This is a genomic window from Streptomyces sp. NPDC094448, from assembly GCF_044763775.1.
In the GTDB taxonomy this organism is placed as follows: Bacteria; Actinomycetota; Actinomycetes; order Streptomycetales; family Streptomycetaceae; genus Streptomyces.
On record NZ_JBIWGU010000001.1, the window covers coordinates 611,276 to 634,444 of the forward strand.

Annotated in this window: 22 protein-coding genes; 10 read left to right on the forward strand and 12 right to left on the reverse strand. The window is 72.7% G+C overall.

The window, feature by feature from the left end; translation table 11 throughout:
* Nucleotides 1-38 precede the first annotated feature (38 nt).
* The 6 genes from ACIQ9E_RS02480 (at nt 39) to ACIQ9E_RS02505 (ending at nt 4,183) form a co-directional block, all read left to right on the forward strand.
* Nucleotides 39-572: an O-acetyl-ADP-ribose deacetylase gene (locus tag ACIQ9E_RS02480; RefSeq protein WP_403700695.1), complete on the forward strand. Its 534-nt coding sequence runs from the start codon at nt 39-41 to the stop codon at nt 570-572.
* A gap of 96 nt (nt 573-668) precedes the next feature.
* Nucleotides 669-953 (forward strand): hypothetical protein, encoded by a 285-nt coding sequence (locus ACIQ9E_RS02485; RefSeq protein WP_366256602.1) that lies wholly within the window; start codon nt 669-671, stop codon nt 951-953.
* Nucleotides 935-1,348: a DNA-binding protein gene (locus tag ACIQ9E_RS02490; protein ID WP_403700699.1), complete on the forward strand. Its 414-nt coding sequence runs from the start codon at nt 935-937 to the stop codon at nt 1,346-1,348. The genes ACIQ9E_RS02485 and ACIQ9E_RS02490 overlap by 19 nt, the downstream gene beginning before the upstream one ends.
* 138 nt (nt 1,349-1,486) lie before the next feature.
* Nucleotides 1,487-2,995, forward strand: a complete 1,509-nt coding sequence (locus ACIQ9E_RS02495) for an AlkA N-terminal domain-containing protein (RefSeq protein ID WP_403700702.1) — start codon at nt 1,487-1,489, stop codon at nt 2,993-2,995.
* On the forward strand, nt 2,992-3,534 hold the full coding sequence (locus ACIQ9E_RS02500) for a methylated-DNA--[protein]-cysteine S-methyltransferase (RefSeq protein WP_403700705.1): 543 nt from the start codon (nt 2,992-2,994) through the stop codon (nt 3,532-3,534). Before ACIQ9E_RS02495 ends, ACIQ9E_RS02500 begins: the two co-directional genes overlap by 4 nt.
* A 70-nt stretch (nt 3,535-3,604) precedes the next feature.
* Nucleotides 3,605-4,183 (forward strand): YdeI family protein, encoded by a 579-nt coding sequence (locus ACIQ9E_RS02505; protein ID WP_403700709.1) that lies wholly within the window; start codon nt 3,605-3,607, stop codon nt 4,181-4,183.
* A gap of 52 nt (nt 4,184-4,235) precedes the next feature.
* On the opposite strand, the gene ACIQ9E_RS02510 is transcribed toward ACIQ9E_RS02505, so the two are convergent.
* Nucleotides 4,236-4,832: a DUF6506 family protein gene (locus ACIQ9E_RS02510; RefSeq protein ID WP_403700712.1), complete on the reverse strand. Its 597-nt coding sequence runs from the start codon at nt 4,830-4,832 to the stop codon at nt 4,236-4,238.
* Between the two features lie 128 nt (nt 4,833-4,960).
* Nucleotides 4,961-5,467, reverse strand: coding sequence for an NUDIX domain-containing protein (locus ACIQ9E_RS02515; RefSeq protein ID WP_403700714.1), 507 nt, complete (start codon nt 5,465-5,467; stop codon nt 4,961-4,963).
* A 359-nt stretch (nt 5,468-5,826) separates the two neighbouring features.
* On the opposite strand from ACIQ9E_RS02515, the gene ACIQ9E_RS02520 reads away from it, so the two are divergent.
* A complete protein-coding gene (locus ACIQ9E_RS02520; protein WP_403701323.1) occupies nt 5,827-6,927 on the forward strand; it encodes a glycerate kinase in 1,101 nt (366 codons plus the stop codon).
* Nucleotides 6,928-7,292: 365 nt separating this feature from the next.
* On the opposite strand, the gene pssA is transcribed toward ACIQ9E_RS02520, so the two are convergent.
* The 9 genes from pssA to ACIQ9E_RS02565 form a co-directional block, all read right to left on the reverse strand.
* Entirely contained in the window at nt 7,293-8,165 is an 873-nt protein-coding gene (pssA, locus tag ACIQ9E_RS02525; protein ID WP_403701326.1) for a CDP-diacylglycerol--serine O-phosphatidyltransferase, read from the reverse strand.
* Nucleotides 8,158-8,814, reverse strand: a complete 657-nt coding sequence (locus ACIQ9E_RS02530; RefSeq protein ID WP_403700716.1) for a phosphatidylserine decarboxylase — start codon at nt 8,812-8,814, stop codon at nt 8,158-8,160. Before ACIQ9E_RS02530 ends, pssA begins: the two co-directional genes overlap by 8 nt.
* A gap of 187 nt (nt 8,815-9,001) precedes the next feature.
* On the reverse strand, nt 9,002-10,207 hold the full coding sequence (locus ACIQ9E_RS02535; protein ID WP_403700719.1) for an acyl-CoA dehydrogenase family protein: 1,206 nt from the start codon (nt 10,205-10,207) through the stop codon (nt 9,002-9,004).
* Nucleotides 10,207-10,722 (reverse strand): MaoC family dehydratase, encoded by a 516-nt coding sequence (locus ACIQ9E_RS02540; protein WP_403701329.1) that lies wholly within the window; start codon nt 10,720-10,722, stop codon nt 10,207-10,209. The genes ACIQ9E_RS02535 and ACIQ9E_RS02540 overlap by 1 nt, the downstream gene beginning before the upstream one ends.
* Nucleotides 10,723-10,727: 5 nt before the next feature.
* Nucleotides 10,728-11,699 (reverse strand): HpcH/HpaI aldolase/citrate lyase family protein, encoded by a 972-nt coding sequence (locus ACIQ9E_RS02545; RefSeq protein WP_403700722.1) that lies wholly within the window; start codon nt 11,697-11,699, stop codon nt 10,728-10,730.
* A complete protein-coding gene (locus ACIQ9E_RS02550; RefSeq protein WP_403700725.1) occupies nt 11,696-13,741 on the reverse strand; it encodes a protein meaA in 2,046 nt (681 codons plus the stop codon). Before ACIQ9E_RS02550 ends, ACIQ9E_RS02545 begins: the two co-directional genes overlap by 4 nt.
* A complete protein-coding gene (gene ccrA / locus ACIQ9E_RS02555; protein ID WP_403700728.1) occupies nt 13,734-15,071 on the reverse strand; it encodes a crotonyl-CoA carboxylase/reductase in 1,338 nt (445 codons plus the stop codon). The genes ACIQ9E_RS02550 and ccrA overlap by 8 nt, the downstream gene beginning before the upstream one ends.
* A gap of 737 nt (nt 15,072-15,808) precedes the next feature.
* Nucleotides 15,809-16,654, reverse strand: coding sequence for a TetR family transcriptional regulator (locus tag ACIQ9E_RS02560; RefSeq protein WP_403700731.1), 846 nt, complete (start codon nt 16,652-16,654; stop codon nt 15,809-15,811).
* Nucleotides 16,655-16,802: 148 nt separating this feature from the next.
* Nucleotides 16,803-18,608, reverse strand: coding sequence for a 3-hydroxyacyl-CoA dehydrogenase family protein (locus ACIQ9E_RS02565; protein WP_403700734.1), 1,806 nt, complete (start codon nt 18,606-18,608; stop codon nt 16,803-16,805).
* A gap of 417 nt (nt 18,609-19,025) precedes the next feature.
* Here ACIQ9E_RS02565 and ACIQ9E_RS02570 point away from each other — a divergent pair, with 417 nt between their 5' ends.
* Both ACIQ9E_RS02570 and ACIQ9E_RS02575 read left to right on the forward strand, forming a co-directional pair.
* A complete protein-coding gene (locus ACIQ9E_RS02570) occupies nt 19,026-19,604 on the forward strand; it encodes a HEAT repeat domain-containing protein (RefSeq protein WP_403700738.1) in 579 nt (192 codons plus the stop codon).
* Nucleotides 19,605-19,765: 161 nt separating this feature from the next.
* Nucleotides 19,766-20,677, forward strand: a complete 912-nt coding sequence (locus tag ACIQ9E_RS02575) for an aminoglycoside phosphotransferase family protein (protein ID WP_403700741.1) — start codon at nt 19,766-19,768, stop codon at nt 20,675-20,677.
* Nucleotides 20,678-20,709: 32 nt separating this feature from the next.
* Here the strand turns inward: ACIQ9E_RS02575 and ACIQ9E_RS02580 are convergent, their stop codons facing one another.
* Nucleotides 20,710-21,309: a hypothetical protein gene (locus ACIQ9E_RS02580; protein ID WP_403700744.1), complete on the reverse strand. Its 600-nt coding sequence runs from the start codon at nt 21,307-21,309 to the stop codon at nt 20,710-20,712.
* Between the two features lie 184 nt (nt 21,310-21,493).
* Here ACIQ9E_RS02580 and ACIQ9E_RS02585 point away from each other — a divergent pair, with 184 nt between their 5' ends.
* A complete protein-coding gene (locus tag ACIQ9E_RS02585; protein WP_403700747.1) occupies nt 21,494-23,143 on the forward strand; it encodes a helix-turn-helix domain-containing protein in 1,650 nt (549 codons plus the stop codon).
* The last annotated feature ends 26 nt before the right edge of the window (nt 23,144-23,169 follow it).

Genomic DNA, 23,169 nt, shown 5'->3' on the forward strand with positions numbered 1-23,169 from the left:
CGGCCGGAACACCGCCCGCGCGATGGGATGATGACGCCATGACCCAGCGCCCCGCCGTCGTCCTCGTCCGCGGTGACATCACCGAGCAGCGGGTGGACGCCATCGTCAACGCCGCGAACACCTCCCTCCTCGGCGGCGGCGGGGTGGACGGTGCGATCCACCGCGCGGGCGGCCCCGAGATCCTCGCGGCCTGCCGTGCCCTGCGCGCCTCCCACTACGGCAAGGGCCTGCCGACCGGACAGGCCGTGGCCACGACGGCCGGGAAACTCGCCGCGGGCCAGGTGATCCACACCCCCGGCCCGGTCTGGTCCCGGGAACACGACCGCAGCGAGCTGCTCGCCTCCTGCTACCGCGAGTCGCTGCGGGTGGCGGCGGAGCTGGGCGCCCGCACGGTCGCCTTCCCGGCGATCTCGACCGGGATCTACGGCTGGCCCATGGACGACGCGGCCCGCATCGCGGTCCGGGCGGTCCGCGAATTCGCGTCGGCGCCGCTGACGGAGGTGCGGTTCGTCCTGTTCGACGAGTACGCGTACGAGGAGTTCGCCGCGGCCCTGCGCGCGACGGCGCCCTGACCCCTGCCGCGTTGCCGCTGCGTGCGTGTGCGGGCGAGCCGGGTGAAGCCCGTACCGCGACCTTCTCGTTTCCTACTTGTTTGACACAATGGGGTCATGTCCGAGACGGCGTACAGCATCGGCGAGGGACCGGCGACCCGGGTCAGCCTCTCCCTGCCCGAAGGAACCGCGGAGGCCATCCGCGCCAGGGTCGGTAAGCGGGAGTTCTCCGCGTTCGTCGCGGCGGCGGTCGAGCGGGAGCTGCGGGGGCAGGTGCTGGACGAGTACCTGGCCGACTACGAGAGCCGCAAGGGGCCGGTCGCCGAGCAGGCGCGGCAGCAGGCCCGACAGGTGTTCGACGAGGTGTTCGCCGAGGAAGCCCGATGGCCCGCCGCAAGCTGAGCCACGAGGGGACTCTGGTCCTGGACAGCGAGGGGCTCTCCAAGCTGCTCGCCGATGACGAGACGGTGGTGGCCCTGGTCGCGGAGGCGCGCTCCCGTGGCATGGAAGTGGTGATCTGCGCGCTCACCATCATCGGGGCCGTGCACGCCCGCACGAACAGGGCCCGGCTGACCCGGCTGCTGTCCGGCCTCCGTGTGATCCCGGTGGGGGACGAGGAGGCGAAGGCTGCGTCGGCGCTGCTCATGGGCGCCGGCCTGCACGGTCGCAAGTACGCCATCGACGCGGCCGTGGGCGAGGCCGCCCTGCGGCAACAGCGTCCGGTGGTCATGCTGACGTCCGGTATCGACGATATGGCCAAGCTCTGCGGCGACCGGGTGCGGCTCGTCGCTGTATGAGGTGCGGACAGGGCGACCGGGCGGCATCGGCGCATGCCGCCGGCGGAGCGCCCCCGCTGCCGGCCGGGATGCCGGAGGCACAAGGGCCATGTCGGAAATCCGCCAGCCCCGGGGTTCCGGATGCAGGATGCTGGAGCCATGCACCACGACACGGAACGCTGTGTACGCGCCGTTCGGTCGAAGGACGCCCGCTTCGACGGCTGGTTCTTCACCGCCGTACGCACCACCGGGATCTACTGCCGCCCGAGCTGCCCGGCCGTCCCTCCCAAGCCCGCGAACATGACGTTCTACCCCAGCGCCGCCGCCTGTCAGCAGGCCGGATTCCGGGCCTGCAAACGGTGCCGGCCCGACACCTCGCCGGGTTCCCCCGAGTGGAACGCCCGCGCCGACGCCGTCGCACGGGCGATGCGGCTGATCGGCGACGGTGTCGTCGACCGCGAGGGCGTCCCCGGTCTTGCCGCCCGGCTCGGCTACTCCACCCGCCAGCTCGAACGGCAGCTCCGCGCCGAGCTGGGCGCCGGGCCCCTCGCCCTCGCGCGGGCGCAGCGGGCGCAGACGGCGCGGGTGCTCATCGAGACCACCGCCCTGCCGATGGCGGAGATCGCCTTCGCCGCCGGATTCGCCTCCGTACGGACCTTCAACGACACCGTGCGGGAGGTCTTCGCCCTGGCCCCGGGCGAACTGCGGGCCCGCGCCGCCCGGCGCGCCGGGAGTCCGTCCGCCGCCACCGGGTCCGGCACCCCCGGGGCGATCACCCTGCGGCTCCCGTACCGCGCCCCGCTGAACCCGGACAATCTCTTCGGACACCTCGCGGCGACCGCCGTACCCGGGGTCGAGGAGTGGCGCGACGGCGCGTACCGGCGCACGCTCGACCTGCCGTACGGGCACGGCATCGTCGCCCTCGCCCCCCGCCCCGACCACATCGCCTGCAAACTGCACCTCACCGACGCCCGCGATCTGACCATCGCGATCAGCCGCGCCCGGTGGCTGCTCGACCTGGACGCCGATCCGGCCGCCGTCGACGAGCAGCTCCGCACGGACCCCCTGCTGCGGCCCCTGGTGGACAAGGCGCCCGGACGCCGGGTGCCGAGGACCGTGGACGCGGCCGAGTTCGCCGTCCGCGCGGTCCTCGGGCAGCAGGTGTCGACCGCCGCCGCCCGTACCCACGCCGCCCGGCTGGTCACCGCCCACGGCGAGCCCGTCGAGGACCCGGAGGGCGGACTCACCCGGCTCTTCCCCGGGCCCGCCGCACTGGCCGGGCTCGACCCCGAGGCCCTCGCCCTGCCCCGCAGCAGACGCACCACCCTCACGACACTGGTGGCCGCGCTCGCCGACGGCACCGTCCGCCTCGGCGTGGACAGCGACTGGGACGAGGCCAGGGCCCGGCTGTCCGCGCTGCCCGGCTTCGGCCCCTGGACCGTCGAGGTCGTCGCGATGCGGGCGCTCGGAGATCCGGACGCCTTCCTCCCCACCGACCTGGGCGTGCGCCGGGCCGCGAAGTCACTGGGGCTCCCCTCCGGCCCGGCCGCCCTCACCGCGCACGCCGCCGCCTGGCGGCCCTGGCGGGCGTACGCCGTCCAGTACCTCTGGGCCACCGGCGACCATCCGATCAACTTCCTCCCGCACGACGAGAAGGTTCCCGCATGACCCGCACGCCCCTGACGACGGGACAGCACCCGTCCACGACCACGACCGAGCACACGGTCGTCGACAGCCCCTACGGCCCCCTCACCCTCGTCGCCACCGACGGCGTCCTCAGCGGCCTCTATATGAGCGAACAGCGCCACCGGCCCGGCGACGAGACCTTCGGCCGGCGGTCGGCGGAGCCGTTCGGGGAGGCGATCCGCCAACTCGACGCCTACTTCGCCCGCGAACTGACCGAGTTCGATCTGCCGCTGAACCTCGCGGGGACCGAGTTCCAGCGCCGCGTCTGGGAGCAACTGCTGCTCATCCCCTACGGAGAGACCCGCACCTACGGCGAACTCGCCGAGGACCTCGGCAACCCCAACGCCTCCCGCGCCGTCGGACTGGCCAACGGCAAGAACCCGGTGAGCATCATCGTGCCCTGCCATCGCGTGATCGGTTCCACCGGCAGCCTCATCGGCTACGGCGGCGGCCTGCCCCGCAAACAGCGGCTCCTCGCCTTCGAATCGGGCCGCGACACCGAACCGGACGCGCTGTTCTAGCAGTTGGCCCGGACCCTGCCGCCGGCGCCCGGCAGGGCTTCCGCGCGGTCCGGGAGATAGCCTGTGCCGCATGGCTGAGATCGCTGGGGTGGAGATCATCGCTTTCCCGGACGCCGCGGCGTTCGAGAGCTGGCTTGCCGAGCACCACGGGCGCCACGAGGGCGTGTGGGTGAAGGTCGCCAAGAAGAAGTCCGGCATTCCAACGGTCACCGACGACGAACTGGTCGACATCGGGCTGTGCTACGGCTGGGTCTCCGGACAGCGGCGGTCCATCGACGAGCAGTACTACCTCCAGAAGTACGTGCCGCGCCGGCCCAGGAGCCTGTGGTCCCGGGTGAACGTCGACAAGGTGGCGGCGCTGACGGCCGCGGGCCGGATGCGCGAACCGGGGCTGGCCGAGGTCCGCAGGGCGCAGGAGGACGGGCGCTGGGCGGCGGCCTACGCATCACAGCGCACGGCGGCGGTACCGCCCGCCCTCGCCGCGGCGCTCGCGGCGGACCCCGAGGCCGGGAAGGCGTTCGAGGCGCTCGACAGGACCGGGCGCTACCAGCTGATCCTGCCGCTGCTCCAGGCGCTCACACCGGAGGCCGGGCAGCTCCGGCTCGACAAGGCCCTGCGCACGCTGAGGGGCGGCGGCGGCCCGCACTGAGCCGGGCGCCGCAGGGCCCGGCCCACCGGCCGGAGGGCCCGCCGCCTGCGTGTCAGCGCGGACCGGTCGCGGGGGAGGAGACCGCGACCCCCACCGGGACCCGCTCGTCCACCGCACCGATCACCGCCGCCACCGCGTCCCCGTCCCAGCCGCCGTACAGTTCGATCAGGTCGGCCCCGTCCGTGAACCCGGACACGACCGCCGCTCCCGCGCCCGGCTCCGGCACCGCGACATACGTCGACGTGTTCGGGCCCGCCGTACGGACGAAACGGTCCACAGCCGGGTCGGCCCCCGGCTGGACGTACAGGAACAGGGCCCGCTGGGCCTCGCCCGCGATCGCCCGCTCCTTGTAGCGGGCGATGCCGATGAGGGACTCGAAGCCGAAGAGGACCGTGCCGACGCGGGCCCGTCCCCGGACCGCGGCCTCGACCTCGGAGAGCCACGGAAAGCCCGTGGCGCCGCAGAGTTCGATACCGGTCACGCCCCGGTCGGCGTACTCCGCGGCGAGAGCCGCCGCGGACGCCGGATCGGGGGCGGTCAGGATGTGCACGGCCGAACCGTCCGGACCCCTGCGGACCACGGGCGCCAGGGGCTCCCCGCCGTCCGCCGTGTCCTCGCCCCGGAAGATGATCGCCCGGTCACCGGCCATGGTGTACTCCCCGTGTCGGGGCCGGGCGGACGTACTGCCGTCCGCCGGGCCGTCGGTCCGAGGCGCCCCATGCGCCCCGTACCGTCTCAACACCGGCCGCGGGTAAGGGAATTCCGCCCGGACCCGGTTCAGTGGGCCGGAAGTCCGTCCACCAGCTCCACCGCGCCCGAGCCCGACTCCAGCGCGGCCAGTGCCGCCGTGATCCGGTGGCCCAGGGACCCGAGGAGATGGTCGGGGATGTCGTCGCGCCCGATCAGCCGCCACGACAGCAGTTCGTCCTCCTGGAGGCTGATCGCGTCGAGCCGTTCCGGGCCGAGGACCCCGCCGTCGTACACATAGGCCACGATCGGCGGCCGCAGCGGGCCGCGCACCCAGTCGACCGCCAGCAGCCTGCCCGGCTCCACGTCCAGCCCGATCTCCTCCAGCGTCTCCCGCCGGGCGGCCTCCCGCGGGGTCTCGCCGCCGTCCGACTCGACCGTGCCGCCGGGCAGCGCCCAGCCGTCCCGGTAGTTGGGCTCGACGACGAGCAGTCGGCCCAGCTCGTCCCTGAGCAGCACGGCAGCGCCCGAAAGGACACGGGGCAGGGTGGCGATATAGGCGCTGTACGCGCTGTCGCTGTCATGATCCGTGGTCACCCCCGCAGCCTAGGTGCAATTCCACGAATTCTGCGGCCCGGGTCCGGTTTCCGGGCCGCGGGATGTCCTTGCCGCGGGCGCCGATTCCGTTTCCGGCCTGATTGTCCGGGGCGCCGGAGCTGTCCGGAAGACGGTGATCCGGTCGTCTCCCGGATCCCTTTCACAGCGCGCCGTGCGCCCCGCTTGCGCGCCCCCGCGGGGCCGTCTTCGCCATGCCTGTCATATCCGTTTCGCACCCCGTGAGGGCTGGTACGTCCCCGGGACCCCCGATAGGCTCGGCGTGGCGCGACTGCCTGTTCGACAGCAAAGGACGCAAGGTGACGGACGGCGCAGTTATCCAGTCCGCGCGCGAGCCCCGGGTGCTCGTGGCGGCTGACAAGTTCAAGGGTTCGCTGACGGCCGTCGAGGTCGCCGAGCGGGTGACGGCTGGGCTGCGGCGGGTCCTGCCCGGTCTGGCCGTGGAGTCCCTGCCCGTCGCCGACGGCGGTGACGGTACGGTCGCGGCCGCGGTGGCCGCCGGTTTCGACCGCCGTACGGTACGGGTCACCGGACCGCTCGGGGAGCCGGTCACCGCCGCCTACGCTTTGCGGGACGGCACCGCGGTCGTCGAGCTGGCGGAGGCCTCCGGGCTCCACCTCCTCCCCGGCGGGGTGTTCGCCCCGCTGACCGCGACCACGCACGGCTGCGGCGAGGTGCTCCGCGCCGCGCTCGACGCGGGGGCGCACACCGTGGTGCTGGGTGTCGGCGGCAGTGCGACGACGGACGGCGGCGCGGGCATGCTCACCGCCCTCGGCGCCCGGTTCCTCGCCGCGGACGGTGCGGCCCTGCCGCCCGGCGGCGGTGCGCTGGCCGCGCTCGCCACGGCCGATCTGTCGGGGCTCGACCCCCGGATCGGGGACATCCGGCTGGTGCTCGCGAGCGACGTGGACAATCCCCTGACCGGCCCCAAGGGCGCCGCCGCCGTGTACGGCCCGCAGAAGGGCGCGGGACCGGCCGAGACCGCCGCGCTGGACGCGGCCCTCGCCCACTACGCCACGGTCCTCGGCCCGGGGCTCGCGGACGCGCCGGGCGCGGGCGCTGCCGGGGGCGTCGGCTATGCCGCGCTCGTCGCCCTCGGAGCGGGCTTCCGGCCCGGGATCGACGTGATGCTCGACGTCCTCGGCTTCGCCGCCGCACTGGACCGGGCCACGCTCGTGATCACGGGGGAGGGGTCGCTGGACGCCCAGACCCTGCACGGCAAGGCCCCGGCCGGGGTCGCGGCGGCGGCACGGGCCCGCGGCGTCGACACGGTCGCGGTCTGCGGCCGGCTCGCCCTGGCCCCGAAGGAGCTAGGGCGGGCCGGGATCCGCCGCGCCTACCCCCTTCTCGCCGTCGAGCCGGACCCGGAGCGGTGCATGGCCCACGCGGGCGAACTGCTGGAACGGGTGGCCGGGGACATCGCCCGGGACTTCCTGAGCTGAGGGGCGCCCGGCGCGGCGCCACCGCGCCCAGCGCCGCCGACGGTAGTGCGGCGCCACCGCGCCCGGCGCCGCACTACCGTCCGCAACGCCGTGCCACCGCCTGTTGCGGCGCGTGTCCGTGCCTCCCGCGACGCGCCGGAGACGGCGCCGGACCGCACTCGGGGCGGGCCGGCCCGTACGGAGGGCGCCCGGCCCGGCCGGCGTACCCCCGCAGACGGAACCTCCGGCGGTCCCGGTGGCCGGGGAAGTGCGCGCGAACATGCCGGAGGCCCGGATGCGCCGTGCATCCGGGCCTCCGGGCCGTACCCAAGCCGTCCGTACCCGTGTCGCTTCTGCCGGATCAGGCCCGATCCGGCAGAGACTCGCTACGGCAGCTGCGCCGCCCGCGCCTCCCGGCGGTTGTACCGGAAGGTGTTCACCCGGCGGGCGGTGGCGAAGAGCGGGATCACCGCACCCAGCACCACCTGGAGCGCACAGCCGGTCTGGAGCAGCAGCTGACCATTGGGGGCGTCGAACGCCCAGGCCGCCAGGAGCCCCATTGCAGAGACGATCCAACCCAGCATCGCCACCGCCAGCACCCCACGGGGCTTCGGGTACTCGACGCGGCTCACCATCAGCCATGCCGTACCGATGATCGCCAGCAGGGTCGGGATGAACGGCAGCTCCAGCAGCACGATGGAGACCACCGTCAGCGCGCCGAACGGGCTCGGCATGCCCTGGAACATGCCGTCCTTCATCGTCACACAGGAGAATCTGGCCAGTCTCAGCACCACCGCCAGCAGCACCACGATCGCGGCCACCGCCGAGACCCGCTGATGGGCGTCGTCCGCGACCATCCCGTAGACCAGGACGAAGTACGCGGGCGCCAGACCGAAGCTGATCAGATCGGAGAGATTGTCCAGCTCCGCGCCCATCGGCGAGCTGCGCAGCTTGCGCGCGACCAGTCCGTCGCAGAGGTCGAAGATCGCGGCGAGCAGCATCAGGATCACGGCGGTCGCGGCGCTGTGCCGCGCCATACCGGACTCCCCGCTGCCCTGGAGGTGCGGGATGAGGATGCCCGTGGTGGTGAAGTACACCGCCATGAAACCGCAGGTGGCGTTGCCCAGGGTGAGGGTGTCCGCTATCGACAGCCGCAGGGAGAGAGGCATCTCCTCGGTGTCGGTCCCGCCGGACTCGGTCGCCGTGTCCCCGGCCCAGCCCGAGGTCTGCGAAGAGGCCTGGGTGTCGGGATCAAGCACGGTCAATGCGAGTCACCCCCGCGGTGGTGGTCTGCCCGACTTCGACCGCGACCTCGATGCCCTCGGGGAGGTAGATGTCGACGCGGGAGCCGAAGCGGATCAGCCCGATACGGTCGCCCTGCTCGACCTTGGTGCCCTCGGGGAGGTAGGGGATGATGCGCCGGGCGACGGTACCCGCGATCTGGACCAGCTCGATATCGCCCAGCTCCGTGTCGAAGTGCCAGACAACGCGCTCGTTGTTCTCGCTCTCCTTGTTGAACGCCGGAACGAAGCCGCCGGGGACGTGCTCGACGGAGGTCACCGTGCCGGCCAGCGGAGCGCGGTTGACATGGACGTTCAACGGGCTCATGAAGATCGCGACGCGGGTGCGTCCGTCCTTCCACGGCATGATGCTCTGCACCACGCCGTCGGCGGGCGAGATGACCCGGCCCTCGGCGATCTCGCGCTCGGGGTCGCGGAAGAACCACAGCATGCCCGCCGCGAGAGCGGTGGCGGGTCCGGCGATGACCGCGGCGCTGCGGGAGCGGCGGGCACGGGCCAGGCTGACGGCTGCGGTGGCAACGGTCGGCAGGAGCCACGGCGAGCTTCCACGGGCCAGGCGTACTTTCGGGAAACCGTCGCGTGGTGCAGAGTTCTGGCTGTGGGGCATGGATGACCTTCGTAGCGGACGATGCCGCGGGTGTCAGGGGACGGTGGCTTTCCGGCGATGCTAGCGGTTGTCGGCAGCAACTGGGAAAGCCGGCAGCCGAGTCGGCGGCGGGAAGAGTGGAGTGACCGGGGCCGGATGTGATCCACTTCGCGTCGCCGCCAGGTTTAAACCCGGGTGAACGCGACAATCAACCCTGGAATCGGTACTCCTCCAGCAGTCGCCGCCCGATGATCATTTTCTGGATTTCGGCGGTGCCTTCACCGATCAGCAACATCGGGGCCTCCCGGTAGAGACGTTCGATCTCGTACTCCTTGGAGAAGCCGTAACCGCCGTGGATACGGAACGCGTCCTCGACGACCTCCTTGCAGTACTCCGACGCCAGATACTTGGCCATCCCGGCCTCCAGGTCGTTTCGCTCCCCGGAGTCCTTTTTGCGTGCAGCATTCACCATCATGGCATGGGCCGCCTCGACCTTGGTAGCCATTTCGGCCAGTTTGAACTGAACCGCCTGGTGGTGGGCGATCTGCCGGCCGAAGGTCCGGCGCTGCTGGGCGTAGGAGATCCCGAGTTCGAAGGCGCGCTGCGCGACCCCGCAGCCACGGGCGGCGACATTGACCCGGCCCACCTCGACGCCGTCCATCATCTGGTAGAAGCCCCGGCCCGTGGCACCGCCGAGCACCCGGTCCGCGGGCACCCGCAGCCCATCCATGATCATCTCGGTGGTGTCGACGCCCTTGTAGCCCATCTTCTCGATCTTGCCGGGGATGGTGAGCCCCGGTTTCACCTCGCCGAAGCCGGGCTCCTTCTCCACCAGGAAGGTCGTCATCGACCTATGCGGCGCCGTCCCCTCCGGGTGGCCTTCGTCACTGCGCACCAGCACGGCGACCAGGGACGAGGTCCCGCCGTTGGTCAGCCACATCTTCTGGCCGGTCAGTACGTACTCGTCGCCGTCCCGTACCGCCTTGGAGGTGATCGCGGCCACATCCGAGCCCAGTCCCGGCTCCGACATCGAGAAGGCACCCCGTACCTCGCCCGCCGCCATCCGCGGCAGGAAGGCGTCCTTCTGCTCCGCGGTGCCGTGCTGCTTGAGCAGGTACGCGACGATGAAGTGGGTGTTCACGATGCCCGAAACCGACATCCAGCCCCGGGACAGCTCCTCCACGCAGAGGGCGTAGGTCAGCAGCGACTCGCCGAGACCCCCGTACTCCTCGGGGATCATCAGCCCGAACAGGCCCAGTTCCTTCAGGCCGTCCACGATCTGCGCCGGGTACTCGTCCCGGTGCTCCAGTTCGGTCGCGACCGGCAGGATCTCCTTGTCGACGAAGTCCCGGACCGTCCCCAGGATCTCCCGCTGGACCTCCGTCAGCCCGTGCGTCTGCCCCAGCCGTGCCATCACCGCTCCCCCCGCTCCACCGGCTCCGGGCGGCCCGGCTGATCGCCGCCCCGCTCCTTCACATACGTCTCCGTGGGAACCATCACCTTGCGCCGGAAGACACAGACAAGAGTGCCGTCCTGCTTGTAGCCCCTGGTCTCCACCTGCACGATCCCCCGGTCGTCCTTCGACTTCGACGGGGTCTTGCCCAGGACGGTCGTCTCGCCGTAGACCGTGTCGCCGTGGAAGGTCGGCGCCACGTGCCGGAGCGACTCGACCTCCAGATTGGCGATCGCCTTGCCCGACACATCCGGTACGGACATGCCCAGCAGCAGCGAGTAGACGTAGTTGCCCACGACCACGTTCCGCCCGAAGTCCGTCGAACCCTCCGCGTAGTGCGCGTCGAGATGGAGCGGATGGTGGTTCATGGTCAGCAGACAGAACAGATGGTCGTCGTACTCGGTGACCGTCTTGCCGGGCCAGTGCTTGTACACGGCGCCGACCTCGAACTCCTCAAAGGTGCGGCCGAACTGCATCGCGCTCATCCCTCCGGGGGTGTGAAGGTGCTGGTACGGGACATTCCGGCGGCCCGGCCCTTTCCGGAGACGACGAGCGCCATCTTCCGGCTGGCCTCGTCGATCATCTCGTCGCCGAGCATCGCCGAACCCTTGCGGCCGCCCGCGTCCGAGGTGTGCCAGGCATAGGCGTCCAGGATCAGCTCGGCATGGTCGAAGTCCTCCTGGGACGGCGAGAAGACCTCGTTCGCCGCCTCGACCTGCCCCGGGTGCAGCACCCACTTGCCGTCGTAGCCCAGGGCCGCCGCCCGCCCGGCCACCTCGCGGAAGCCGTCCACATTGCGGATCTGGAGATAGGGGCCGTCGATCGCCTGGAGGCCGTGCATCCGGGCGGCCATCAGGATCCGCATCAGGATGTAGTGGTAGGCGTCCGCCGGATAGCCCGGCGGCTGCTCGCCCACCACCAGCGTCCGCATATTGATGGACGCCATGAAGTCCGCCGGACCGAAGACGATCGTCTCCAGCCGGGGCGACGCGGCGGCGATGGCATCCACGTTCACCAGCCCCGCCGCGTTCTCGATCTGCGCCTCGATACCGATCCGGCCGGTCTCGAAGCCCATCGCCTTCTCGATCTGGGTCAGCAGCAGGTCCAGCGCCACGATCTGCTGGGCGTCCTGCACCTTCGGCAGCATGATGCAGTCCAGGTTCGCGCCCGCGCCCTCGACGACCGTCACCACGTCGCGGTACGTCCACTCGGTCGTCCAGTCGTTGACCCGGACCACCCGGGTCTTCGTCCCCCAGTCCCCCTCGTTCAGGAACTTCACGATCGTGTGCCGGGCCTCCGGCTTCGCCAGCGGGGCGCAGGCGTCCTCCAGATCCAGGAACACCTGGTCGGCCGCGAGCTGCTGGGCCTTCTCCAGGAACCGCGGATTGGAACCGGGCACCGCGAGACAGGAGCGGCGGGGCCGCAGCGGCCGTTCGGCGGAGTAGCGGTTCATACGGGGACCTCCAGGGGGTCGAGCTGGTTCGCTTGCCGGATCTCGTCGACGATACGGCCGATGATCTCCGTGATACCGAAGTCCTTCGGGGTGAAGACGGCGGCCACCCCGGCCGCCTTGAGCGCGGTGGCGTCCGCCGCCGGAATGATCCCGCCGACCACCACCGGCAGCTCGGCCGCCCCGGCCGCCCGGAGCTGCGCCAGGACATCCGGCACCAGCTCGGTATGCGATCCGGAGAGGATCGACAGACCCACGCAGTGCACGTCCTCCGCGAGCGCCGCCGACACGATCTGCGCCGGGGTCAGCCGGATGCCCTGGTACACCACCTCGAACCCGGCGTCCCTGGCCCGTACCGCGATCTGCTCGGCACCGTTGGAGTGCCCGTCCAGCCCCGGCTTGCCCACCAGCAGCCGCAGCTTCCCGGACCCCAGTTCCCGGGCGGTTCGGGCCACCTTCTCCCGGACCGCCGCCAGCGGGCTCCCCGGTTCGGCGGTCACCGCGAGCGGCGCGCCCGACACCCCCGTCGGCGCCCGGAACTCGCCGAACACGTCCCGCAGCGCCCAGCTCCACTCGCCGGTGGTGACACCCGCGCGGGCGCACTCCAGCGTGGCGGTCATCAGATTGTCCGTACCCGCCGCCGCCTTCTTCAGCGCGGTCAGCGCCTCGGCGGCGCGGGGCTCGTTCCGCTCCTCGCGCCAGGCGTGCAGGGCGGCGACCACCCGGGCCTCGTTCGCCGGATCCACCGTCATGATCGCGCCGTCCAGATCGGCGGTCAGCGGATTCTCCTCGGTGCTCCGGAAGACGTTGACGCCGACGATCTTCTCCTCGCCGGCCTCGATCCGGGCCCGCCGCTCGGCGTGCGAGGCGACCAGCTGCGCCTTCAGATAGCCCGACTCCACGGCCGCCATCGCCCCGCCCATCTCCCCGATCCGGGCGATCTCGGCCAGGCACTCCGCCTCCAGGGCGGCGACCTCGGCTTCGATCACCCGGGAGCCCGCGAAGATATCGTCGTACTCCAGCAGATCCGACTCGTGCGCCAGGACCTGCTGGATACGGAGCGACCACTGCTGGTCCCACGGCCGGGGCAGCCCGAGCGCCTCGTTCCACGCCGGAAGCTGTACGGCGCGGGCCCGGGCGTCCTTGGAGAGTGTCACCGCCAGCATCTCCAGCACGATCCGCTGGACGTTGTTCTCCGGCTGCGCCTCGGTCAGCCCCAGGGAGTTGACCTGGACGCCGTAGCGGAAGCGGCGCTGCCGGGGGTCCTCGATTCCGTACCGCTCCCGGGTGATCCGGTCCCAGATCCGGCCGAAGGCCCGCATCTTGCACATCTCCTCGATGAACCGGACACCCGCGTTCACAAAGAACGAGATCCGGCCCACCACCTCGCCCCTGCGGTCGTCGGACACCTGCCCGGAGGCGAAGACCGCGTCCAGTACGGCGACCGCCGTCGACATGGCGTAGCTGATCTCCTGGACCGGGGTGGCACCGGCCTCCTGGAGGTGGTAGCTGCAGATGTTGATCGGATTCCACTTGGGCATCCGGCCGACCGTGTACGCGATCATGTCGGTCGTCAGCCGCAGTGAAGGGCCGGGCGGGAAGACATGCGTCCCGCGTGACAGGTACTCCTTCACGATGTCGTTCTGGGTGGTGCCCTGGAGGGCGGCGATCTCGGTGCCCTGCTCCTCGGCGACGACCTGGTAGAGCGCCAGCAGCCACATCGCGGTGGCGTTGATCGTCATCGAGGTGTTCATCTGCCCCAGGGGGATCTCCCGGAACAGCCGCCGCATATCGCCGATATGGGCGACGGGGACCCCGACCCGGCCGACCTCGCCGCGGGCCAGCAGATGATCGGGGTCGTACCCCGTCTGCGTCGGCAGGTCGAAGGCGACCGACAGACCGGTCTGCCCCTTGGCGAGGTTCCGCCGGTACAGCTCGTTCGAGGCCTCGGCCGTGGAGTGCCCGGCATAGGTGCGCATCAGCCAGGGGCGGTCCCTGCGCCGCGGCGGCCGCCCGGCCGCCGCCGGTCCGCTCGCCTCAGACATTGCGGAACCGGTTGATGGCGCCGAGGTGCCGGGCACGCATCTCCTCGTCCCGCACACCCATCCCCTCGCGGGGCGCCAGACAGAGCACGCCGACCTTGCCCTGGTGCGCGTTGCGGTGGACGTCGTGCGCCGCCTGGCCGGTCTCGGCCAGCGGATACACCTTCGACAGCGTGGGGTGGATCTTCCCCTTGGCGATCAGCCGGTTGGCCTCCCACGCCTCCCGGTAGTTGGCGAAGTGGGAGCCGATGATCCGCTTCAGCGACATCCAGAGATAGCGGTTGTCGTATTCGTGCTGATAGCCCGAGGTCGAGGCACAGGTGACGATCGTGCCGCCCTTGCGGGTGACGTACACGGAGGCGCCGAAGGTCTCCCGACCGGGGTGCTCGAAGACGATGTCGACGTCCTCGCCGCCGGTCAGCTCACGGATCCGGGCGCCGAACCGCTTCCACTCGCGCGGGTCCTGGGACCGCTCGTCCTTCCAGAACCGGTAGTCCTCGGCGCTCCGGTCGATGATCGCCTCCGCGCCCATCGACCGGCAGATGTCCGCCTTCCGGTCGCTGGAGACCACACAGATGGGGTTGGCGCCCCCGGCGAGCGCGAACTGGGTGGCGTACGAGCCGAGCCCTCCGCTCGCACCCCAGATCAGCACGTTGTCGCCCTGCTTCATCCGGGCGCCGTTGCGGGAGACCAGCTGGCGGTACGCGGTGGAGTTCACCAGCCCCGGCGCCGCGGCCTCCTCCCAGGACAGATGGGCGGGTTTGGGCATCAGCTGGTTCGACTTGACCAGCGCGACCTCCGCGAGGCCGCCGAAGTTGGTCTCGAAGCCCCAGATCCGCTGCTCGGGGTCGAGCATGGTGTCGTTGTGCCCGTCCGAGGATTCCAGCTCCACCGACAGACAGTGGGCGACGACCTCGTCCCCCGGCTTCCAGGCATTCACCCCGGGCCCGGTGCGCAGGACGACGCCCGCGAGGTCCGAGCCGATGACATGGTACGGCAGATCGTGCCGCCGGGTGAGTTCGCTGACGCGCCCGTAGCGCTCCAGGAAGCCGAAGGTGGACAGCGGCTCGAAGATCGACGTCCACACGGAGTTGTAGTTGACGGAGCTGGCCATCACGGCGACGAGCGCCTCACCGGGCCCGAGTTCGGGCACCGCGACGTCCTCGACGTGCAGCGACTTACGGGGGTCCTTGTCCCGGCTCGGCAGGCCGGCGAACATCTCGGCCTCGTCCTTGTGCACGGTCACCGCGCGGTAGGACTCGGGGACTGCGAGGGCGGCGAAGTCCGCCGGCGTCGCATCCGCCGACGAGATCGCGTCCAGGATTTCCTTCACGGTGTTGCCTCCGGCAAAGCGCGTCGGGGTGTCCTCGCGGACCCCGATGAGGGTGAGGGGCGGTGCAGCTGCGGTGGAGGTGTGCCGTCGGTTCGGCGGGGGTGGTGCGGCCGCGCGGGAACACGGCGGGGAGCCTGTGACGCAGGCGTCCGGTGCGGTGCGCGCGGGTGCGGCGACCCGGCCGGCGCGCGGGGGTGACCCGCGGGCCGGCCGTCCGGACACCACTCACGTTATGGCACGCCGTGCCAGCCGACAAGACACTCCGTGCCATTTCTTTCTGTGGGGGTGGCGGGTGCGGCTCTGCGCCCCGCGGCTGGACGCCGCACTCGCCCCACCGGTCCGGCCTGGCTGCGGGGAAGCGCCCGGCCTTGCGGGGCCTGCCGCCCGACTGCGTGCCGTCGTGAGCCGTTCGCGCCGTTCCCCGCGCCCCTGAACGCTCAGGGCCGCGCTCCACTGGAAGGGGAACCCCCTTGGCGGGCGGCCGAGGCAGGGGCCGTGCGGGCAAGAAGGGGGCGCGGGGAACTGCGCGGCAAGCAACATGCGGCGCGCGGCCGACGGGTCAGCCCCGCCGGCGCTCGCGCAGGAGCCTGCCGCACCCACCGGGCGAAGGCACCCCCGGGCCCGGGGCATCAGGACGCTGCGCAACCCTCGGGGGAGCGGCACCCGGGGGCCCCGGGCATCAGGACGCCCCGCACCCCGCAGGGAACGGCACCCCCGGGGACCCCGGTCCAGGACCCTCAGCCGGAGGCGCCCCGGCCTCGAAGGGCGCGTTCGATCGTGCGCATCACGTCCGGCAGCGGCGCGTCCGTGCGGGCCACCGCCACCAAGACCTCATCGTGCGGCTCCGACACCGTCGCGACCAGCGCCGCCGGCGCCTCCGTGCCGGTGGCCCGGCCGGCCGCCATGATCCCCTTGCCGAAGGTGTCCCGGACGATCGCGAACGCATGGTCGAGCCGGCCCTCGACATCGCCCTGGCCGCCCGCCCGCAGCCACCGCCGCAGAACGTGGTTGTGCGCCGTGACCACGGCGGACGCGGCGACCTCCGCCAGCAGCGGATCGTCATTGCCGTCGTGGTGGTCGCGCTCGTCGAAGTGGCCCAGCAGATAGCGGGTGAACAGCCGCTCGTACCTGGCCACGGAGGCGATCTCGCGCTCCCGCAGCGTCGGCACCTCGCGGGTCAGCCGGTAGCGTTCGACGGAGACCGCCGGGGACGCCGCGTACATCCGCATGACTTCCTTGATTCCGCGGCAGACGGTGTCGAGCGGGTGCTCGTGCGGCGGGGCCGCGTTCAGAACGGCCTCCGCGCGCACCAGGGTGTCGTCGTGGTCCGGGAAGATGGCCTCTTCCTTGGAGCGGAAATGCCGGAAGAACGTACGCCGGGCGACCCCGGCCGCCGCCGCGATCTCGTCGACGGTCGTCGCCTCGTACCCCTTGGTGGCGAAGAGTTCCATCGCCGCCGCCGCCAGTTCGCGGCGCATCTTCAGTTTCTGCGCGGCCGCACGGGTGCCCGCGGCGCTCTCGGGCGCGTCCGCGGTGCTCTTGGGACGGGTCGTACGACGAGGGGGATCAGCGGGCTGGGCCATGAGCTGAACGTACTGCATCGGTGCAGGAGAGCGCGCCTTCGGTCCGGCCCCCGGACGGCCCCCGCGGGGCCCCGGGAAGGCCCGGGAAGACCCGGCGGAGCGGCCGGCCCGCCCCGCCGGGAGGACCGGCCGCCGGGCCGCCGTCCGGTCACCGCCGGGCGTACTCGCGGAAACCGCGCCCCGTCTTCCGTCCCAGACAGCCCGCCGCGACCAGATGCTCCAGCAGCGGCGCGGGGGCCAGTCCGGGCTCGCGGAACTCCTCGTACAGCACCTTCTCGATGGCCAGCGACACATCGAGGCCGACCACGTCGAGCAGTTCGAAGGGGCCCAGCGGATAGCCGCCGCCCAGCCGGATCGCCGCGTCGATGTCGTCGACCGACGCATAGTGCTGCTCCAGCATCTTGACCGCGTTGTTCAGATACGGGAAGAGCAGCGCGTTCACGATGAACCCGGCCCGGTCCCCGCAGTCCACCGGGTGCTTCTTGAGGGTGGCGGTCAGCGCGCGGACCGTGGCGTGGACGTCGTCCCCGGTCAGGACGGTCCGCACCACCTCGACCAGTTTCATCGCCGGGGCCGGGTTGAAGAAGTGCATCCCGATGACGTCCTGCGGCCGGGAGGTGGCCCTGGCACAGGCCACCACGGGCAGCGACGAGGTCGTGGTGGCGAGGACCGCGCCCGGTTTGCAGATCCGGTCCAGCGCCGCGAACAGCTTCTGTTTGACACCGAGGTCCTCGGCCACGGCCTCCAGCACCAGATCGGCTCCGGCCAGGGCGTCCAGGGTTCCGGCGGGCGCGATCCGCCCCAGGGCCGCGTCCCGGGCGGCCTCCGTGCTCCGGCCCTTGGCGACGGAGCGGGTCAGCGAGGCCGCGACCCGCTCCCTGGCCGCTTCGGCCTTGGCCGTCGACCGGGCCGCCAGCACCACGTCGTATCCCGCCTTGGCGAACACCTCCGCGATCCCGCTCGCCATCGTCCCGGAACCGGCCACTCCGACGGTCCGCACCTCCCGGGGCACCGCCCCCGCCGCGACCGGGGCCGGGGTGAGCGCGTCGGGCACCACCTCGGCGGAGTCCGGCGCGGCATAGGTGTAGAAGCCCCGGCCCGCCTTACGGCCCGTCAGCCCCGCTGCGGCGAGCTGCCGCAGCACCGGAGCGGGCGCGTGCAGCCGGTCCTGGGATGCGGCGTACATGGCCTCCAGCACGGTACGGGCGGTATCGACGCCGATCAGGTCGAGCAGCGCCAGCGGACCCATCGGCAGTCCGCAGCCCAGGCGCATCGCGGCGTCGATGTCCTCCCGGGACGCATAGTTCGACTCGTACATCGCGGCGGCCCGGTTCAGATAGCCGAACAGGAGCCCGTCCGCGACGAACCCGGGCCGGTCGCCGACCGCGACGGGCTCCTTGCCCAGATCGCGGGCGAGTCCGGTGACGGCGGCGACCGCCGCGGGCGAGGTCAGCACCGAGGAGACGATCTCGACCAGTCTCATCGCCGGGGCCGGGTTGAAGAAGTGCATCCCCACGACGCGTTCCGGATGGCGGGAGTCGGCGGCGAGCCGGGTCACGGACAGCGCGTTGGTGCCGGTGGCGAGGATCGCGTCCGGCCGGACGATGCCGTCCAGCTCGCGGAAGACCTGCTGTTTCGTCTCGTACGACTCCGAGACCACCTCGATGACGAGGTCCGCGTCCACGGCCGCGCGCAGGGTGGTCGCGGTCCGCAGCCGGGCCAGGGCCGCCTGCCGGGCCTCCGCGCCGAGCCGTCCGCGCTCCACGGCGCGCGCGGTGGAGGCCTCGACCGCGGTCACGGCGCGGCGGGCGGCGGTCTCGCTGATGTCGATGCCGACCACCTCGCGGCCCGCGCAGGCGAGCACCTCGGCGATACCGGTGCCCATCGTGCCGAGGCCGACGACGGCCACGGTGCCGACGGAGACAGGGGGGTTCATCGGGTTCACAGGGTCCATGGGGGGACTCCAGGGAAGTGAGTGACGGCTGAGGAGACGCCGCGCGCCGGGCGAGGGATTGGCGGCGCGCGGCGGGCCGAGCGGGGCCGGCCGCGGGCGCGGAAGGGCGAACGGTCGCGCCCGGGCACGGGCCCGGAACCGGTGCTGAAGTGGTACGGGGTGGCGGACCCTGTCCCGGAGTCCTGCCGAGGCGGCGCATCACCGACACACGCGCCGAACTGTCGTGCTCGCCGAACCGATGGCGCCCGCGGCGGCTGCGTCACCAGGCCGTCGCGGTCGTGCCGTACGGGGGATACCCCGCTCACCTGAGGTTAACCGGCGGGTAACGAGCGCACCAGACCTCCGACGGCCCCCGCACATGTGATCTGGGTCAACCTCGTCCGCTTCGGGACCCCGGATCGTCGCTACGCTCAACGGATGGACGACTACGACGAGTTACGGTCGCTGGCCAGGCGGTTGCGGACCGAGTCGGGCGGTACACCGGCGTACGAACGGCTCCTGGTGACGGAGGACCGGGAGGAGCTGGCGGAGGTCCTCACCGCATACGAACGCCCGCTGTGGGCGCGGGAGCTGGCCGCGTTCCGGCTCGGCCGCGCGGGGGACCCGAGGGCCTTCGAGGCGCTGGTCCTGCTGCTGAACCACCGGGACGCCGAACGCTGCGTCTCCGCGGCGCACGCCCTCTACGAGCTGGCCGACCCCCGGACACCCCGGGCCGCGGCGGCGCTGGCCACCAACGAACTGCGGATCGCCTACGCGCTGACGCCGGTACGGCTCCTGATCCGGCTCCGCGCACCGGAGTCCGCCCCGGCCCTGATCACCGTGCTCCGCCGCCGGCTCGCCCCCGGTGATCCGTACCGGCGGATCGCCCTGGCCTGTGTGGAGGGCCTGGGGGCGCTGGGCGATCCGCGGGCCCGTCCGGTCCTGGACGCGGCGCGCGCCCACCCGGCGCTCGCCGCCCCGGCGTCGGCGGCGCTGGCGCGGCTGCCGTCCGGCTGATCCGCGGCCGCCCTCGCCGCGGTCGCCCTCGCCGCGGCGCGCGAGCTGCGGCGCACGGGCTGCGGCGCACGGGCACGGCGGCGGGGCTGCCGCCCGGCACCGGAGCCCGCGGCCCGAAAAGTCGCTGGTGTTCCCGCCGGCCCTGTGGTGAGACTGCCGGAATGACCCTCCACGACCACGAGATCCCCGTCGGCGCCCCGCTCGTCCGGTCCCTGCTGGCGGCCCAGTGCCCGCAGTGGGCCGGGCTGCCGCTGTCGCCCGCGGGCGCCGGCACGGACAACACGATGTACCGGCTGGGCGGGGAGCTTCTCGTCCGGCTGCCGCGGACCGTGGAGCACGGGGATTCGGTACGGAAGGAACAGCAGTGGCTGCCGCGCCTTGCGCCCCTGCTGCGGAGCGTCCGGATCCCCGCACTCGTCCACGCCGGAGTGCCGGAGGGCGCCTACCCCGCGGTCTGGTCGGTGCACCGCTGGATCGACGGCGACACCGTCGGCCCGGACACCGTCCGGGACTGGCCGGCCCTCGGCGCGGATCTGGCGGCCTTCGTCCGCGAACTGCACGGTACCGGTCTCCTGGGCGCGGAGCGCACCGGTGACCTCGCCGGATACCGGGGCGGGGAGCTGGCGCCCTTCGCCCCCCAGGTCGACAAGGCGTTCGCCGCCCTGCGGGCCGTCGACGGCGGCGGACCGGACATAGACGCCCTGGAGCGCCTCTGGCGGGCCGGGCTCGCCCTGCCCGGGGCCGGCGGGCCCCGGGGGTGGCTCCACGGCGATCTGAAGCCGGGCAATCTGCTGGTCCGGGACGGGCGGTTGCACGCCGTGATCGACTTCGGCGGGCTCTCGGTCGGCCTGCCCGACGCCGAACACGCCGCCGTCTGGGATCTGCCGCCGCAGGCCCGGCGGGCCTACTGGGACGCCGCGGACCTCTCCGACGCGACCTGGACCCGCGCCCGTTCCTGGGCGATCGCGGTGGCGGTGAACGGGATCCCGTACTACCTGCGCACCTATCCCGCGTTCGTCGCCGAATGCCGGGCGCGGCTGTCGGCGGTGCTCGCGGATGCCGCCGGGCGCTGACCCGGCGGCCGTTCTCCGGAGCGGACCGCGCGTCAGTGCAGCTTGGCGACGGCGGTGACCGTGGTCGTCCGGAACGCGGTCACCGCCGCCGCGGACACGTCTCCGAGCTGCCCCCAGGCCACCACGGTGACCGTCCGCCCGTCGCGCCCCAACGCGTACAGGGCCGCGTCGTTCGTCCCGCCCACCGGGTCCTCGGTGTCGATGCCGTAGACATAGGCGCCCTCCTCGACCGGCAGGGCGCCGTGGTAGACGCTCGTGCCGACCAGATCGGGATTCTGGGCGCGCATCCGGTCGAAGCAGTTCGCGATCTGCTTGCGGAGGTTGGTGACGAGCTGTTTGGCCTTCGCCTCGCTGGCGGCGACCGTGTTCGTCTGGCGGGCGCCGGTGTCCAGTTCGGTGTGGAACAGCCGGTGCTTGGATGCCGCGGGCGGTGCGGTGCTGCCGGTGCAGAAGTCGTCCGGCAGCCCCGGGCTGACCGGCCCGGCGGTCCACGGGGTGGGTGCGGGCGGAAGCTGGGATGCGGACAGGAACGCGGGGGCGGGAGCGGCGCTGGCCCAGGAGAGGGCGGTGAACGTGAAACCAAGGGCCGCGGTGGTCACCGCGGCGGAGCGGAGCATCTTCGGCTGAGTCATAGGAACGGTCCCCGTTTGCTCGGTCGGTGCAGGTCGGTACAGGTCGGTGCAGGTCGGTGCAGGTCGGTGCAGGTCGGTGGTGCGGATCGGCTGAGCAGCCGCGACCAGCTTCGGGAGCGCGGCGCCACGGCCGCAAGGCTTCCGGGCGCCTCCGGGACCGTGGAACCATTCCACCCCCGTTGACGTGGGAGAACGCAGGGGGGTGGAATGCCGCCCGGGACGGCGCGGCGGGGTGGAAGCGGAGGCGGTCGTGGGCATGGAGCGGGATGCGGAGGGCACGGCCGCCGGGGCGTTCGCCCGGCGGCTGTGCGAGCTGCGCGAGGGGTCGGGCCGGAGCTACGGCTCCCTGGCGCGCCGGATCGGAGTGAGCGCTTCCACCCTGCACCGCTACTGTTCGGGCGCCACGGTCCCCGCGGAGTTCGCCCCGGTGGAACGGCTCGCCCGGTTCTGCGGCTGTACGGGGGACGAGGTCGTCGCTCTCCACCGGGCCTGGGTGCTTGCGGACGCCGAACGCACGCTCCGGCAGGAGTCGGCGGCCCGTGCGGCGGGCCCTGCGCATCCGGATGAGCCGGATGTGCCGGAGGGCCGTGCCGCACCGGCGCCCGGCCACGGCGCCGGGAGCACCGGGGAGTCGGGGGAGTCCGGGGAAGCCGCCACCGCCGCGGGCGCCGGAAGTACCGGTGACGCCGAGACCGTAGTTCTCGCCCGCGGCCGGAGCCGTCCGGGCCGGGTCGGCACATCGGCCGCCCGCCGGTCCGCGATCGCCGCCGGTGTCGTGGCGCTCGCCACCGGTCTGGTTCTCGGACTCGTCGGATACGGGAACGCCCCGGAGCGCCCCGCGGCCACGGCGGCGCCGGACGGCGGCGAACCCGTCGCGCAGGCGGGCGGCCGGGACGGCGGGGTGCCGCCCGTCCGGCCTTCGGCCGCCACGGGTGCCGCACCGTCACGTCCGCCCGGCACCCCGCCTGCCGTGTCCGCCCGCCCGCCGCACCGGGCCGCGGGCCCGGGGTCCTCCGCGGCGACCCCGGTCGCGGGTGCCCCCTTCACCGTCGATGCCGACGACCACCAGTGGACGTACGGCTGCGGCCACCAGTATCTGGTGGCGCGGCCGCCGTCCGCCGTACCCCCGCCGCCCGTCGAGGCCGACGCCCCGGCCTGGGCGGGCGCCATCGGCGCGGTGCACGGCGGGGAGACCCGGGTACGGATCACCGTGCAGGGCACCCGGGAGGAAGCGGTCGTGCTCCACGGGCTCCAGGTGCGTACCGCGGCCCGCCGCGAACCTCCCCGCACGGGCGGTGTCTACCGGATGGACCAGGGCTGCGGGGGAGTGCTCACCCCCCGCCTCTTCGAGGTGGACCTGGACCGGCGGCGCCCGGTGGCCCGTTCCGTCGCCGGGCACGGCGAGAACGGTCCGATCCCGGCGGTGTCGTTCCCCTACCGGGTGTCGCTGCGCGACCCCGAGGTGCTGCTGGTCGTCGCGAACGCCGCGCAGTGCGACTGCGACTGGTACCTGGAGCTGGAGTGGAGCAGCGCCGGGCGCCGGGGCGTGGTCCGGATCGACGACGGCGGGCGCCCCTTCCGTACGAGTGCGGTCGCGGGCCGGCCGGTGTACGAGTACGACCCCGGGGCCCGGCGCTGGAACGCCGAAGGCTCCGGCCCGAACGCGACCTCCGACGGCCCCGGCACTGAGGGCCACGGGGGATACGAGGGATACGACGGATACGAGGGAAGCGAGGGCTTTACGGGGCCGAGCCCGCGGGCGTACCGCACTTCCGCGCCGCCCACCGCGAACGGTGCATCGCCGCCGTCCGGAAGGAATCCCGCCCGTTCGTAGCAATCCCTTTGAGGCCCCCGGCCTCG